This is a genomic window from Amycolatopsis sp. A133 (assembly GCF_031082405.1).
Taxonomy (GTDB): Bacteria; Actinomycetota; Actinomycetes; order Mycobacteriales; family Pseudonocardiaceae; genus Amycolatopsis.
The window spans coordinates 116,543-130,716 of sequence record NZ_JAVHJU010000007.1 but is presented as its reverse complement, the minus strand read 5'-3'; the positions used below and the strand labels follow the sequence as shown (position 1 = coordinate 130,716).

Annotated in this window: 15 protein-coding genes; 6 read left to right on the top strand and 9 right to left on the bottom strand. The window is 70.3% G+C overall.

Annotated elements, in window-relative coordinates; translation table 11 throughout:
- Positions 1-6 precede the first annotated feature (6 nt).
- The 3 genes from Q5425_RS08775 to Q5425_RS08765 all read left to right on the top strand — a co-directional run bounded on the left by Q5425_RS08775 (position 7) and on the right by Q5425_RS08765 (position 2,096).
- Positions 7-402 (top strand): DUF1707 domain-containing protein, encoded by a 396-nt coding sequence (locus tag Q5425_RS08775; protein ID WP_308671616.1) that lies wholly within the window; start codon positions 7-9, stop codon positions 400-402.
- 75 nt (positions 403-477) lie between these two features.
- Positions 478-1,506, top strand: a complete 1,029-nt coding sequence (locus Q5425_RS08770; protein ID WP_308671615.1) for a hypothetical protein — start codon at positions 478-480, stop codon at positions 1,504-1,506.
- Between the two features lie 59 nt (positions 1,507-1,565).
- Complete coding sequence (locus tag Q5425_RS08765) at positions 1,566-2,096, top strand: GNAT family N-acetyltransferase (protein WP_086849764.1); 531 nt, start codon at positions 1,566-1,568, stop codon at positions 2,094-2,096.
- A 7-nt stretch (positions 2,097-2,103) separates the two neighbouring features.
- Here Q5425_RS08765 and Q5425_RS08760 read toward each other — a convergent pair whose 3' ends face one another.
- A complete protein-coding gene (locus Q5425_RS08760; RefSeq protein ID WP_308671614.1) occupies positions 2,104-3,837 on the bottom strand; it encodes a glycerol-3-phosphate dehydrogenase/oxidase in 1,734 nt (577 codons plus the stop codon).
- 247 nt (positions 3,838-4,084) lie between these two features.
- On the opposite strand from Q5425_RS08760, the gene Q5425_RS08755 reads away from it, so the two are divergent.
- Both Q5425_RS08755 and glpK read left to right on the top strand, forming a co-directional pair.
- Positions 4,085-4,834 (top strand): MIP/aquaporin family protein, encoded by a 750-nt coding sequence (locus Q5425_RS08755; RefSeq protein WP_308671613.1) that lies wholly within the window; start codon positions 4,085-4,087, stop codon positions 4,832-4,834.
- 34 nt (positions 4,835-4,868) lie between these two features.
- The gene (gene glpK, locus Q5425_RS08750; protein ID WP_308671612.1) at positions 4,869-6,383 is read left to right on the top strand and encodes a glycerol kinase GlpK; all 1,515 of its coding nucleotides are present in this window, start codon (positions 4,869-4,871) and stop codon (positions 6,381-6,383) included.
- Between the two features lie 48 nt (positions 6,384-6,431).
- Here the strand turns inward: glpK and Q5425_RS08745 are convergent, their stop codons facing one another.
- The 5 genes from Q5425_RS08745 to Q5425_RS08725 all read right to left on the bottom strand — a co-directional run bounded on the left by Q5425_RS08745 (position 6,432) and on the right by Q5425_RS08725 (position 10,630).
- Positions 6,432-7,235 (bottom strand): VOC family protein, encoded by an 804-nt coding sequence (locus Q5425_RS08745; RefSeq protein WP_308671611.1) that lies wholly within the window; start codon positions 7,233-7,235, stop codon positions 6,432-6,434.
- 80 nt (positions 7,236-7,315) lie between these two features.
- Positions 7,316-7,966, bottom strand: a complete 651-nt coding sequence (locus Q5425_RS08740) for a class F sortase (protein ID WP_308671610.1) — start codon at positions 7,964-7,966, stop codon at positions 7,316-7,318.
- Positions 7,967-8,041: 75 nt separating this feature from the next.
- Complete coding sequence (locus Q5425_RS08735; RefSeq protein ID WP_308671609.1) at positions 8,042-8,560, bottom strand: hypothetical protein; 519 nt, start codon at positions 8,558-8,560, stop codon at positions 8,042-8,044.
- A gap of 129 nt (positions 8,561-8,689) precedes the next feature.
- On the bottom strand, positions 8,690-9,157 hold the full coding sequence (locus Q5425_RS08730; protein WP_308671608.1) for a hypothetical protein: 468 nt from the start codon (positions 9,155-9,157) through the stop codon (positions 8,690-8,692).
- Positions 9,158-9,229: 72 nt separating this feature from the next.
- On the bottom strand, positions 9,230-10,630 hold the full coding sequence (locus tag Q5425_RS08725; RefSeq protein ID WP_308671607.1) for an NAD(P)H-quinone dehydrogenase: 1,401 nt from the start codon (positions 10,628-10,630) through the stop codon (positions 9,230-9,232).
- Positions 10,631-10,756: 126 nt separating this feature from the next.
- Here Q5425_RS08725 and Q5425_RS08720 point away from each other — a divergent pair, with 126 nt between their 5' ends.
- On the top strand, positions 10,757-11,209 hold the full coding sequence (locus Q5425_RS08720) for a gamma-glutamylcyclotransferase (protein ID WP_308671606.1): 453 nt from the start codon (positions 10,757-10,759) through the stop codon (positions 11,207-11,209).
- A gap of 88 nt (positions 11,210-11,297) precedes the next feature.
- Here the strand turns inward: Q5425_RS08720 and Q5425_RS08715 are convergent, their stop codons facing one another.
- From Q5425_RS08715 to Q5425_RS08705, 3 genes are all read right to left on the bottom strand, one after another.
- Positions 11,298-12,131 carry a DUF559 domain-containing protein gene (locus Q5425_RS08715; protein ID WP_308671939.1) on the bottom strand — a complete coding sequence of 278 codons (834 nt, stop codon included), beginning with the start codon at positions 12,129-12,131 and terminating at the stop codon, positions 11,298-11,300.
- 204 nt (positions 12,132-12,335) lie between these two features.
- On the bottom strand, positions 12,336-13,637 hold the full coding sequence (locus Q5425_RS08710; protein WP_308671605.1) for an amidohydrolase: 1,302 nt from the start codon (positions 13,635-13,637) through the stop codon (positions 12,336-12,338).
- A 205-nt stretch (positions 13,638-13,842) separates the two neighbouring features.
- The gene (locus Q5425_RS08705; RefSeq protein ID WP_308671604.1) at positions 13,843-14,145 is read right to left on the bottom strand and encodes a hypothetical protein; all 303 of its coding nucleotides are present in this window, start codon (positions 14,143-14,145) and stop codon (positions 13,843-13,845) included.
- Positions 14,146-14,174: the final 29 nt, after the last annotated feature.

Below are 14,174 nucleotides of genomic sequence, written 5' to 3'. Positions count from 1 at the left end.
CCCGCGGTGGGCGACATGCGGTTGAGCGACGCCGAACGCCAAGACGCCCTGGACGTTCTCGAAGAGCACGTCCGCACCGGGCGCCTCGACATCGACGAGTTCGGGAACCGGTCGGCGAAGGTCACCGCAGCCAAGCGGGTCAGCGAGCTCGTCCCGCTGTTCGAAGACCTGCCTTCGCCGAGGCCGAGCGCGTTGCTCAACGGTGCTTCCGCGCCCGGGGTCCCGGTGGCCTCGTCGGAGGACAACGCGCTGGTGCGTTTCCTGACCGCGGGCGCGGTGCCGATCGCGATCGTCCTCGCGATCGCGGTGCTGATCCTGTCCCGGGGGCGGCTGCTGATCATTTCGGTCGCGCTGCCGCTCGTCGTCGCGATGATCGCGGGGGCCCGCCGCCGCCGGTCGTGATTGCTCCTTTTGCCGGACAACCTGTTCCCGCGTTCCGACGTGGTGATCATGCAGGTCGGGGGAAAGGGAGGATCCATGAACAAGATGTGGGCGCGATCGGGGGTGCTCGCCACCGTGGCGATCGCCGTCGCGGCGCTGGGGGCGGGACCGGCGCAGGCCGCGACCGGGCGGCTGGGCTGGCAACCGGCGCTGCTGCCGTTGCCGGCCGGGGCCGACCCCGCGGGACACGGCTATCTGACCGCTTCGGACGGTCACGGCGAATACACCGGGTCGTTCATCGTCGGCGGCAAGCTGCAGGTCGTGAGCTGGCGCGGCGGCAAGCCGGTGCTGCGCGGTGTACCGGACGGCTTCGAGTGGGCGATGGTGCAGGGGGAGGACGGCGCCGGGCGGGTGTACGGCGACGCGATCGACTACGACGCCGGCGGCGTCCGGTCGTTCGTGCTGGACGCGAGCGGGTTCCACCTCCGCGAAACGCCGGCGGGTTACCAGGAGGCGCAGACCACCGCGGTGAACACGCGCGGAGACGTGCTGGGCCAGGTGTTCGACGGGGACCCGGCGCACAACGGCGCGATCGTGTGGCCGGCGGACGGCAGCGCGCCGGTGATCATCCCGGCGACGCACGAGTACGAGTACCCGATGGGCATCGACGACGACGGGACCGTGCTGTTCTCCACCTACAAGACCGCGCTGCTGTGGAAGGGCGGCACGTACCGGGAGCTCACCGCACCGGGCTTCCAGTACACCAGCGGTTCGGCGATCCGCAACGGCGTGGTCGTCGGCTCGGCCTCGGACGGGACGGTCGCGGGATCCCGCGCCATGCGCTGGAACGCGGCGGGCGTCCCCACCGAGCTGCCCGGCGGCGACGCGGCGTACGCGCTGAACCGCGCCGGCCTGACGGCGGGAACGGCCCCGGTACCGGGCTCGTTCCGCGGCAAGCCGATCACGTGGCGCACCACGTCCCCGGGCGGCGATCTCCGGCAGCCGGGCGGGTACTCGACGTACCAGGCCAGCCAGGTGACGGACGACGGAACGTTCGCGGGAATCGCCTCGAACGGCCCGCTCGACGAGGGCGGCGTACCGGTGGTGTGGCGCTTGGCGCCGTGAACCGGCCTTGATCGCCAGGCCGGGGGCGGCGTGCTCCCGGCCTGGCTAGGCTGGGCGGAGTGGAACCGGTGGAGATCAACGCGGGCACGTACTACCTGCGCCAGCTGCGCGCCGACCGGCACATAGACGACCGTCCGTTGCTGATGGAGGCGTTCGCCGACCCGACGCACCGCAAGTACGTGCTGAACTACCGCTTGCGCACCCTGGACGAGGCCACGGAGTACGTGGCGTTGCGAGCGGCCCAGTGGGCGGGCGACGAGCGCTGTTCCTGGGCGATAGCCGAGCCGACCTCGGGGAGGTTGCTGGGCGAGGTGGGGTTGCGCGAGCTGAACCTGGACGCGTCGTACGCGGAGGCGACGATCTGGGTCCACCCCGCGGAGCGGGGCAAGGGGATCGCCACGACGGCGTTGAACGCGGCTCTCCGGTTCGGCTTCGGGGGGTTGGGGTTGACCGAAGTGAGTTACCGGTACGAGGAGAGCAACGCGGCGTCGGCGATCGTGGCGGAGCGGTGCGGGTTCACGTTGGTCGGGCCGGAGGCGGAGCGCGCTCCTACGGGAGAACGCCTGATCCGGTGGCACCGGACTTCCTGACGTCCTCTCAGCTCACCGGCTCCACGATGCCCGCCCGGGCCTCCGGGGCCGCCGACCTCAACGCGTCCGCCGCTTCGTCGCTCGGCTGGGACTGGGACTTGCGCTCCGCCTCCACCCTGGCCCGGTAGACCTCGATCTCATGCTTCATCGTTTCGGGTGACCAACCGAGAACTTCACCCACCAGTGTCGCCACCTGGTCGGCGCAGTCGACGCCTCGGTGGGCGTACTCGATCGAGATGCGCGTCCGGCGGGCCAGGACGTCCTCCAGGTGCAGCGCCCCCTCGTGCGAAGCCGCGTACACCACCTCGACGCCCAGGTAGTCCGGGGCGTGCTCGATCGGCTTCAGCAGCTCCGGGCGGCCCTCCGCCAAGGCCAGGACCTCGTGGATCAGCGAGCCGTAGCGGTCCAGCAGGTGCCTCACCCGGTAGGGGTGCAACCCGTGCTCGGCGGCCAGGTGGTCGGCCTGGTTGACCAGCGCGTGGTAACCGTCCGCGCCCAGCAGGGGGACCTTGTCCGTGATCGACGGCTGGGAACGGCCGGGCAGGTCCACCGCCGCCGCGTCGACCGCGTCCGCCGCCATCACGCGGTACGTCGTGTACTTGCCGCCGGCGATGGCGACCAGGCCCGGGGCCACGCGGGCCACCGCGTGCTCCCGCGAAAGCTTCGACGTCTCTTCGCTCTCGCCCGCCAGCAGCGGGCGAAGGCCCGCGTACACGCCTTCGATGTCGTCGTGGGTCAGTGGCGTGGCCAGGACCGTGTTGACGTGCTCGAGGATGTAGTCGATGTCGTGCTTCGTCGCCGCCGGGTGGGCCAGGTCGAGCTCCCAGTCCGTGTCGGTCGTCCCCACGATCCAGTGGTTGCGCCACGGGATGACGAACAGCACCGACTTCTCGGTGCGCAGGATCATCCCCGACTCCGACACGATCCGGTCGCGCGGGACGACGATGTGCACGCCCTTGCTCGCGCGCACCCGGAACCGGCCGCGGCCGCCCGACAGCCGCTGCAGCTCGTCGGTCCAGACGCCGGTGCAGTTGATCACCGCGGCCGCCGAGATCTCCGTTTCGCGGCCGTCCTCGACGTCGCGCACGCGCACGCCGGACACCCGGTCGGCCTCGCGGAGGAACCCCACGACCTGGGTCGACGTCCGCACGACCGCGCCGTAGTGGGCCGCCGTGCGCGCCACCGTCATCGTGTGGCGGGCGTCGTCGGACTGCGCGTCGTAGTAGCGGATCCCGCCGATCAGCGCCGATCGTTTGAGCGCCGGCACCATCCGCAGCGCGCCGGCGCGGGTCAGGTGCTTCTGACCGGGGACGCTGCGGGCGCCGCCCATCGTGTCGTACATCAGCAGGCCCGCCGCGGTGTACGGCCGCTCCCACACGCGGTGCGTCAGCGGGTACAGGAAGCTGACCGGCTTCACCAGGTGCGGCGCGATGGTCGTCAGCATCAGCTCGCGCTCGCGCAGCGCCTCCCGGACCAGGCCGAATTCGAGCTGTTCCAGGTACCGCAGGCCGCCGTGGAAGAGCTTGCTCGACCGGCTCGACGTCCCGGACGCGAGGTCACGGGCCTCGACGAGCGCGACCCGCAGGCCGCGCGTCGCGGCGTCCAGCGCCGTGCCCGCCCCGACCACGCCGCCGCCGATCACGACGAGGTCGAACGTCTCCTTGCCGAGCCGCTGCCACGTCTCTTCCCGCTTCACCGGCCCCAGTCGAGCCGGGCCGGTCTCCGCTGCGTGCTGCGCCACGTGACATTCCTCCTCGTGCCGGCGAGGCCTCCAGCATCGCACGACCCGGTGAGCATCCGCCCGTCCACGGATGACACTTGTGGCGTAACCCTCCGCGATCTTGCCCGCGATCTTGAAAGAATTCGGCGGCCAGGTGCTTGGAAGTAGCTTCTACGCCCCGGTAACGTCGCGCGGACGTGGGTCGGCAACGGTGCCGTGGCACGCCGTGATCGACCCTGCGCAGAGTGTCCAGTGTGGAGGTGCAGCGGTGAGTGCTGGGGCAATAATCGTCTGGGAACTACTGGGAACGGCAGCGCTGATCCTGCTCGGCAACGGCGTGGTGGCCAACCACGTGCTGCGCAAGACCAACGGCAACAACGGCGGCATGCTGTTCATCAACTTCGGCTGGGCGTTCGCCGTCTTCACCGGCGCCAGCATCGCTGCACCCAGCGGCGCGCATCTGAACCCGGCGGTGACCCTCGGGCTCGCCATCGCCGACAAGACCCCGTGGGCCGACGTCCCGTTCTACTTCATCGGCCAGTTCGCCGGCGCCATCATCGGCGCCATGCTCTGCTGGGCGACCTACAAACTGCAGTTCGACGACCACCCCGAGCCCGAAAACACCCTCGGCATCTTCTCCACCGGACCGCAGATCCCGAACACCGCGTGGAACCTCGTCACCGAGATCATCGGCACCTTCGTCCTGGTCGTGTGGATCCTGCTCAGCCCGACCTACGCCGCCGGTGACGGCGGGACGCCGAACTTCGGCAACTCCGCGCTCGGCTACGCGGGCGTGTCGTTCGTCGTCCTCGTGATCGGCACCTCCCTCGGTGGCCCGACGGGGTACGCCATCAACCCGGCGCGTGACCTCGGGCCCCGGATCGCGTATGCGTTCCTGATGCCCATCCGCAACAAGGCGAACGCGAACTGGGGCTACTCGTGGATCCCGGTCGTCGGCCCGCTGGTCGGTGGCGCGCTGGCCGCCCTCGTCTACCTCGCCGTCCACAACCTGACCTGATCGCCTCCTCCGACGCCGATTTCCGGGAGCACACATGACTTCGTACGTAGCCGCGATCGACCAGGGCACCACCTCGACCCGGTGCATGATCTTCAACCACGAAGGCCGCGTCGTCTCGGTCGACCAGCGTGAGCACGAGCAGATCTTCCCCCGCGCCGGCTGGGTCGAGCACAACGCCCAGGAGATCTGGGAGAACACGCGCCGGGTCGCCGCGGGCGCACTGGCCAAGGCGGACCTCACCGCCAAGGACATCGCCGCCGTCGGCATCACCAACCAGCGCGAGACCGCGCTGGTCTGGGACAAGACGACCGGCGAGCCGGTGTACAACGCGATCGTCTGGCAGGACACCCGCACCGACAAGATCGTCACCGAGCTCGGCAACCTCGGCGGCGGCCAGGAGCGCTACCGCGACAAGGTCGGCCTCCCGCTCGCGACCTACTTCTCCGGACCCAAGATCAAGTGGATCCTGGACAACGTCGAGGGCGCGCGCGAGAAGGCCGAGGCCGGTGACCTGGTGTTCGGCAACATGGACACCTGGGTGCTGTGGAACATGACCGGCGGGGCCGACGGCGGTGTGCACGTCACCGACCCGACCAACGCCTCCCGCACCATGCTGATGGACCTCGACACCCTGCAGTGGGACGCCGAGATCGCCGGCGAGATGGGCATCCCCCTTTCGATGCTGCCGGAGATCCGCTCCTCGTCCGAGGAGTACGGCAAGGTCCGCGAGAAGGGCGCGCTGGCCGGCGTCCCGATCGCGGGCATCCTGGGCGACCAGCAGGCCGCGACGTTCGGCCAGGCCTGCCTCTCGCCCGGCGAGGCCAAGAACACCTACGGCACCGGCAACTTCATGCTGCTGAACACCGGCACCGAAAAGGTGATGTCGCAGAACGGGCTGCTCACCACGGTCTGCTACAAGATCGGCTCGAACGACACGGTCTACGCGCTGGAAGGCTCCATCGCCGTCACCGGTTCGCTGGTGCAGTGGCTGCGCGACAACCTCGGCATGATCGCGACCGCGGCTGAGATCGAGGAGCACGCGCGCAGCGTCGAGGACAACGGCGGCGCGTACTTCGTCCCGGCGTTCTCGGGTCTGTTCGCTCCTTACTGGCGTTCCGACGCTCGCGGCGCGATCGTCGGGCTCACCCGGTTCGTCAACAAGGGCCACCTCGCCCGCGCGGTGCTGGAGGCGACCGCCTTCCAGTCGCGCGAGGTCATCGACGCGATGAACGCCGACTCCGGAGTCCCGCTGAAGTCGCTCAAGGTCGACGGCGGCATGGTCGTCAACGAGCTGCTCATGCAGTTCCAGGCCGACATCCTCGGCGTGCCGGTGATCCGCCCGGTGGTCAACGAGACCACCGCGCTGGGTGCCGCGTACGCCGCCGGTCTCGCCGTCGGGTTCTGGGCGTCCGAGGACGACATCCGCACCAACTGGGCCCAGGACAAGCAGTGGGATCCGTCGATGGACGACGCCCGCCGCGAGCGCGAGTACCGCAACTGGAAGAAGGCCGTCACGAAGACCTTCGACTGGGTCTCCGAAGAGGACTGACCGGCGAGGGCCGGGGGTGCCGCTCCACGGCGCTCCCGGCCCGCCCGTTCACACTTCCCAGCCTTCCGGCTCGCCCGACTGCTCGTTGGGGGCGATGATCATGAACGGCACGCCCTGGTCGTCGGTGACCCGCACCTGCCGCCCGTACGGCGAGTCGAAGGGTTTCCCCTGCACCGTGCCGCCGAGCTCGGTCACCTTGGCCGCGCCGGCGTCGGCGTCCGCCACCCAGAAGTACGTCAGCCAGTGGGACGGCACCTCCGGTGGCGCCGACCCGGGCACCGTGCCGAGCCCGCCGATCGGGCGCCCGTCGATCAGCAGCACCGCGTACGTGAAGTCGTCGCTGGACAGGTCCTGGAAGCCGTAGCCGAAGACCTCCTCGTAGAACGGCTTCGCCACCGGGTGGTCCCGGCTCATGCACTCGTTCCAGGCCGGCGTGCCCGGGGCCGCCGTGACCTGGGTGCCGATGTGGTCGCCGGCCTCCCAGAGCCCGAAGACCGCGCCCGCCGGATCGGCCGCGACGGCCATCCGGCCCGCCGGCCGCACCTCCAGCACCGGCATGACGATCTCGCCGCCCGCCTCGGTGACCGCCGCGGCCGTCCGGTCCACATCGGACACCGCGAGGTACGTCGTCCAGACGGCGGGGATGTCCCGGTCCGGTGGCGTCCGGCCGATGCCGGCGACCGGGCGCCCGCGCAGTTCCGCCATGCCGTAGAAACCGGTCTCCTCGCCGCCCGGGTACACGGTCCAGCCGAACAGGCCGCTGTAGAAGGCCATCGCCTTCGCCTGATCGGGCACCAGCAGGTCCACCCAGCCGGGCGTACCGTCGGGCCATCTTTCGTCCCGGAACACCATGCCGACTCCCAACCCTCGTCCGCGCCGCCTCTGGTGACGACCGGCACAGTCTGGCACCGGCCACCGACAAAAACCGAAAATCAGGCCTGGACCAGGCGGGCGTAGACGACGATGTTGTCGACGTAGTTGTGCGCGCTCCGGTCGAAGACGCCGCCGCAGGTGATCAGCCTCAGCTCGGGACCGGCCGTGTCGTCGTAGACACCTTCGGCTTCGAAGTCCTTCTTCGGCACCTGGTGCACTTTTGTCACTTCGAACACCACCGTGGTGCCGTCCTTGCGGGCGATCGAGACGCGGTCGCCGGCGGTCAGCTCCTTGAGCCGGAAGAAGATGCCCTTCCGGTGGTTGCCGTCGACGTGCCCGAGGACGACGGCCGGGCCGGTCTCGCCCGGCGTCGGCGCGTAGGTGTACCAGCCGGCCTGCAGCGGCGTGGTCACCGGCGGCACCTCGATGGTGTTGTCTGGGTTGAGCCCCAGCGGGATCAGCGACGAGCGGGCGCCGATCTTCGGGATGTCGATCGAAACGGGCTGCGATTCGGGCAGCGCCGCGACGGCGTCCTGGCTGCCTGCCTGGGGCGCCGGGACCACCGCGACGGGCCGGGCGGGCGGTGGCTGCGCGGTGCCCGGGTCGCGGTCTCCGCCGAGCGTCAGCGCCAGCACCACCAGCGCGGCGAGCAACGCCACGACGAGGGCGATCAGGAAGCCCCGTCTGCTGCCCGTCTTCCTCGTGCTCATGCTCTCCCCCTCGCTCGAGCCTTCGCTCACCTGTCACACGTCCAGGTGACCTCTGCGGTTGAGCTGGACCGGGGTTCAGCGCCGCCAGGACCGCCGGGCCAGCACGAGACCGCCACCGCCGACGGCCAGCACACCCATGGCGCCCGCGGCGGCGAGCGGGCCGTGGCCGGCCGGACCGCCACCGGTCTGCGGCGCTCCCGACGGTACCTTCGCCACCTGACGGTGTTCACCCAGGACGGTGAACTTCGTGGCCAGTTGCGCGCCACCGCAGGAGAACGACATCCGGTAGACACCCGGCTTCGCGGGAGCCACGGTCGCCGCCGCGGCCGCGGCGGGCGCCTTGGCCGGGTCGTTCTGCGGGCCGACGCGCCGCAGGGAACCGATCGTGAGGACCGGCGACGCCAGGTCGCGCGTGCTCGCGGCTTCGCAGCCCAGCCGGATCGCCACCTTCGCGCCCGGGCGGGCGGCGTTCGGCATCACGCGGAGGTAGGCCTTCGGGTTCCCCGCGTGCTCGGCCGGCGGCGCGGCGAAGGCCGCCGGAGCCGAGAGCAACAATCCCGCCGAAACGGCGGCAACGGCCAGGACCTTTTTCATTTCCAACCCCTTTTCCCTCCCCGGGAGGTTCTGCTTTCAAAGACGCTCTACCTGCGAAGAGGTTGCCTGGGGCCACAAAAAACCACCCCGCAGCCGTGGCTGACGAGGTGGCCGGGAATTTTCGGGAATTCAGCCTGCCATGCTGCCGTCGCCCGCCTTCGCGGCGCCGGAGGGCACCTTCGCGACCTGGGCGGCGGGCACCGTGAACTGCGTGCGGTAGGTCTGGCCACCGCAGGTGACGGTCAGCGGGTACGTGCCCGCCGCGGTGCCGGGCTTCAGTTCGACGTCGGCGCTGATGTTCGCGTCGGCGCCCATGAACGGGCCGGGGGTGTAGTTCGAGAAGGTCAGCACCGGCGAGGAGAACGACGGCGAAGGGCCTTCACACTTGGCCAGCGCGACGTTCGGCGCATCGCGGACGTACTTGTCCACCAGCGTCTGGTTGATCGCGGTGTTCACGTTGAGCTGGACCGAGCCCGCCGGGGCGCTCGGCGCCGGGCTGGTTCCCGGTGCCGGGCCGGTGCTCTGCGCCATCGCCGATCCCGTCAGCGCCGTTGCCCCGATCACCGCTGCCGCAACGAAAACCACCGTCTTGCGCACTTTCGCACCCTTCGCGTCCTTCAGCCTTACAACCGACAAGACGCGACGGGTGCGCCGGGGTTGCGTGCCCGGTCAGTCGAGATCGTCGTGGCGCATGAGCTGGCGCCCGGCCTCGGTGATCGAGCCCGACAGCGACGGGTACACCGAAAATGTCAGTGCCAGGTGCTCCACTGTGAGCTGGTTCTGGACGGCGAGCGCGATGGGAAGGATGAGCTCGCTCGCCTGCGGCGCCACGACGACACCACCGACGACCACGCCGGTGGCGGGGCGGCAGAACAGCTTCACGAAGCCTCGGCGGAGGCCCTCCATCTTCGCGCGCGCGTTGGTGGCCAGGGGCAGCATGATGGTGCGCGCGGGCACCTCGCCGGAGTCGATCGCCTGCTGGCTGATGCCGACGGTGGCGATCTCCGGGTGGGTGAACACGTTGGCGGCGACGGTCTTGAGCTTGATCGGCGCAACGCCTTCGCCCAGCGCGTGCCACATCGCGATGCGGCCCTGCATGCTCGCCACCGAGGCGAGCATCAGCACGCCGGTGCAGTCGCCGGCGGCGTAGATCCCGGGAACGGAGGTGCGCGAAACGCGGTCGACGGTGATGAACCCGCCGGGGCCGGGCGAGATGCCGACCTTGTCGAGGCCGATGTCCTTGGTGTTCGGGACCGACCCGACGGTCATCAGCGCGTGGCTGGCTTCGATCACGCGGCCGTCGGCGAGGTGGATCTCGACGCCCTTTTCGGTGCGCTCGACGCGGTCGGCGCGCGCCTGCTTCGCGACGGTCGTGCCGCGCTGCGAGAAGACCTCTTCGAGCACCGCGGCGGCGTCGGCGTCTTCGTGCGGCAGCACGCGGTCACGGCTGGAGACGACGGTGACCTTGACGCCCATCTCGGTGTAGGCGGACGCGAACTCGGCGCCGGTGACGCCCGAGCCGATCACGGCGAGGTGCTCCGGGAGTTCCTGGAGCTCGTAGAGCTGGCGCCAGTCGAGGATGCGCTCGCCGTCCGGCACCGCGCCGGGCAGGACGCGCGGGGTGGCGCCGGTGGCGATGAGGACGACGTCGGCGGGCAGCTTCTCGGTCCCGTCCTTCGTCGTGACGGCGACCTTGTGGGTCGCGAGGCCGGGCTCTTCGTCGCAGAAGCGGGCTTCGCCGATGAGGACGCGGACGCCTTCGCGCTGGACGCGGGCGCGGATGTCGGCGGACTGGGCGAGCGCGAGACCCTTCACCCGGCCGTGGACGGTCGGGAGGTCGATGCTCGTGTCCGCCATGTCGGTGTTGATGCCGAGCTCGCCGAGGTCGTGCATCTTCGCCAGCGCGCCCGAGCTCGCGATGAACGTCTTCGAGGGAACGCAGTCGTAGAGGACACAGGCCCCACCCAGGCCGTCCCGCTCGACGATCGTGACGTCGGCCCCGTGCTGGGCTGCGACCAGCGCGGCTTCGTAGCCGGCCGGGCCCCCGCCCATGATCACGATCCTGGTCACCTGGGTCCTCCTCTGGCTGTGCGTGCGGTGCTCTCACCGTACGCGGCGAAGGTGACCGGACACTGAAGTGGGCGAACACGGCGAGTGCGTCCACTCGGGTGAGGAAGGTATCGCTACGCTGTCGGCGTGCCGTTGTATGCCGCGTACGGATCGAACATGGAGCCCGCCCAGATGCTGGAGCGCGCGCCGCACTCTCCGATGGCCGGCAGCGGCTGGCTGGAGGGCTGGCGCCTGACCTTCGGCGGCGAGGACCTGGGCTGGGAAGGTGCCTTGGCGACGATCGTCGAGGACCCGGGATCGCGGGTGTTCGTCGTCCTCTACGACGTGACCCCGCTGGACGAGACCGGGCTGGACCGCTGGGAAGGCGGCGAGCTGGGGATCCACTCGAAGATCCGCCTCCGCGTCCAGACGATGGACGGCTCGGTCCTGGCCTGGCTCTACGTCCTGGACGCCTACGAAGGCGGCCTCCCCTCGGCCCGCTACCTGGGCGTCCTGGCCGACGCCGCGGAAGCGGCCGGCGCCCCCGCCGACTACGTCGGCGACCTGAGAACCCGCCCCTGCTCCGGCATAACCGGCTGACGAGTTCCGGCTCCAATCACGCGAGTTCCGGCCTCAATCACGCGAGTTCCGGCTCCAGTCACGCGGGTGACGGCCTCGATCACGCGAGTTACGCCGCTCGTCGCTTGAACTGCGCCTGCAGTTCGGCGAGCACCCGGCTCGGATCCCGGAGATCAGCCGCCGTCGCCCGGATGGTGACCCATCCTCGGCCGGCCAACCGCTGGTCGCGCTCGGCGTCGTGTTCACGTCGCTCTTCGTGAGCCGCGAAGCCGTCGTACTCCAAGGCGATGCGCAGCGCCGGCCAAGCCATGTCGAGCACGTACAGCTTGCGGCCGTCGATGGCGGTGATCTCATACTGCGCCTCCGGCACGGGCAAGCCGGCTTCGACCACGATCAGCCGAAGGATGCTCTCGGGCGGCGATTCGGCCTTCCCGGTCGCGAGCGCCAAGAGCATCTGCGCCCTGTGGATACCTCGCTTGCTCCGACGGTCCAGGATCCGGTCACGGACGTTCTCCCGGAGCCTCAGGCAGTGATCGGGAGCCAGCCCGCGCAGAGCCTCGTCGAGGGCGGCGAACGCTGTTCGCTTGTCCCCGTCGCAGAGGAAATCGGCGAGGGCCAGGTCGAGTGAAAACACCGCCAACCCGTCGAGCTCGACCACGTCGCACTCGGTGAATTCGGCTCGATGGATGGCCAATCCGGGCCTCGGCTCCACCCGCCTGGCATAGGGCACGGTGACGTGCACGGTGGACTCGTCGACCGCCGAGATCCCATGCAGCGCAAGGGAAGTGGCTCCCGACAAAGCCGCAGGCGGGCCCACCGCAATAAGCGCGGCCTGCGCCCGGGTCGCGAGATTCAGCGCATCTGCCGCGTGGATGACCACGCCGCGCCACGGCTGCGCGAGCACACCTGTCGCCAGCCCTTCGAGTACTGCTCGCCGCCCCAAAACTGCATCAGCTTCGCGACGCGAGACGGCTCCGTGTCGTCCTCCCCAAGTGATCACATACTCGAGGATGAGGCCCTCCCGCGTTCAACGGAAGGGCCTCATCTTCGAACTGTGGATAACTCGCCTGGCCTGTGGATAACTTGTGTGTGTAACCCGAACTCGCGTGATTGAGGACGGAACTCGCGTGATTGGAGACGGAACTCGTTACGCGAGGGTGGTTAGGGCTGTGTGGACCAGGGTTCGGACTCCGCAGAGGAGGGCACGCTCGTCGAGGATGAACGTCGGGCGGTGGATGTCCGATTGGGGGGACGGCGGGCCGGACCAGACGCCGAGGCGGGCGAATGCTCCCTGGACGTGCTCCAGGTACCAGCCGAAGTCCTCGCCGCCGGATGACTGCTCCGTCGAGGCCACCGCGCCCTCGCCGAGGGCCGCTTCGGTGCCCGCGCGCATCAGGGCCGTCGACTCGGCGTCCGAGACCACCGGCGGGACGCCGCGGCGGTAGTCCAGCGAGAAGCCGACGCCCGTCGGGGCCAGCAGGGACTCCACCGACGACGCCACCAGCGGCTCCAACGCCGTCCAGACCTCGTGGTCGGCCGTCCGCAACGTCCCGCGCAGGAGGCCGTCCTGCGGGACCGCGTTGGCCGCCTGACCGGCGTGGACCGCTCCCCACACCAGGACCGTGCCGGAGCGGGGGTCGACGCGGCGGGAGAGCACCGCGGGCAGGGACGTGATCACCGTGCCCAGCGCGTGCACCAGGTCGGCCGTCAGGTGGGGCCGGGACGTGTGGCCGCCCGGCGAGGTCAGGCGCAGCTCGATCAGGTCCGCCGCCGACGTCAGCGCACCGACGCGCATGCCGACGGACCCGACCTCCAGCCGCGGGTCGACGTGCAGGCCGTAGATCCGCTCGACGCCCTCCAGCGCGCCCGCCGCGATCATGTCCAGCGCACCGCCGGGCATGACCTCCTCGGCCGGCTGGAAGATCAGCCGCACCCGGCCCGGCAGCTCCGGCGCGCCGGCCAGTGCGCGGGCCGCGCCCAGGAGGATCGCCGTGTGGGCGTCGTGGCCGCACATGTGCGCCGCGCCCTCGACGGTCGACGCGTACGGCAGCCCGGTCGCCTCCGTGAGCGGCAGCGCGTCCATGTCCGCGCGCAGCGCCACGCACCGCTCGCCGCGGCCGATGTCGCAGACGACGCCGGTGCCGCCCGGCAGCACCCACGGCTTGAGCCCGACCGCACGCAGCAGCGTGACGACCAGTTCCGTGGTCGCGAACTCGTGCCGCGACAGCTCCGGGTGCGCGTGGAGGTGCCGCCGCCAGGCGAGCACGTCGGTCGCGTTGGCGCGAAGCCAGTCGTCCAGCCAGAACGGGCCGCGGCCCGCACCAAGGTCCTCCACAGGAGCCATGCTTACGCCGGCCGCGGAAATGAGCGCCTCGGACCCCTCCATGGGGTTGATGATGCGCCCTTGGGGGTCGCCTGGAACGTCCGGCCGTGAGTCCAACACCGTCACGCCGCACCTCCTCCCGCAACACGGGCAACCCGCGCAGCGGCTGGGGTCACGCGTCGTGCCGATCGATCTGTCGTACGCATTTGCAGACGATCGTGCACCATGCAGGCGGCAAGCCGCGCCTTGAAAACGGCCGTCCTAGACGGCCGGTACCGGATCTGCGTTGAACGGCGTGCGCCAGTTCGGCATGGCCGAACGCGATCATCCGTCAGGAACCCTTGGCCTTCTTCGAACGGATCTTGCGCCCCCAGATCACGATGCCGAGCAGGACCACCGCGATCAGGCCCGCGATCAGCTTGTTCTTGGTCTTTTCGGTGTTCGCCTTGTCCGTCTGGGCCGGGTCGAGGACCGGGCCCGGCGGCTGGGTCTGCGCCGGGAGCGGCGCGACGGACGCGTGCGCCACGGTCACCGTGACGGAGGCCGGACGCACCGGCTCGGCCAGTGCCGGCGACGCGGTGAACAGCACCGCGCCCAGCAGCCCGACCAGGACCAGACCCCGCAGTTTCGCCATGTCATCCTTTCGCCGCGACCAGGCATTCT

Bases quoted from the DNA above. Each gene is read 5' to 3' on its own strand.
- glpK (WP_308671612.1), top strand. From the start codon at position 4,869: ATGACTTCGTACGTAGCCGCGATCGACCAGGGCACCACCTCGACCCGG.
- Q5425_RS08740 (WP_308671610.1), bottom strand. From the start codon at position 7,966: ATGAGCACGAGGAAGACGGGCAGCAGACGGGGCTTCCTGATCGCCCTC.
- Q5425_RS08745 (WP_308671611.1), bottom strand. From the start codon at position 7,235: ATGGTGTTCCGGGACGAAAGATGGCCCGACGGTACGCCCGGCTGGGTG.
- Q5425_RS08735 (WP_308671609.1), bottom strand. From the start codon at position 8,560: ATGAAAAAGGTCCTGGCCGTTGCCGCCGTTTCGGCGGGATTGTTGCTC.
- Q5425_RS08705 (WP_308671604.1), bottom strand. From the start codon at position 14,145: ATGGCGAAACTGCGGGGTCTGGTCCTGGTCGGGCTGCTGGGCGCGGTG.
- Q5425_RS08770 (WP_308671615.1), top strand. From the start codon at position 478: ATGAACAAGATGTGGGCGCGATCGGGGGTGCTCGCCACCGTGGCGATC.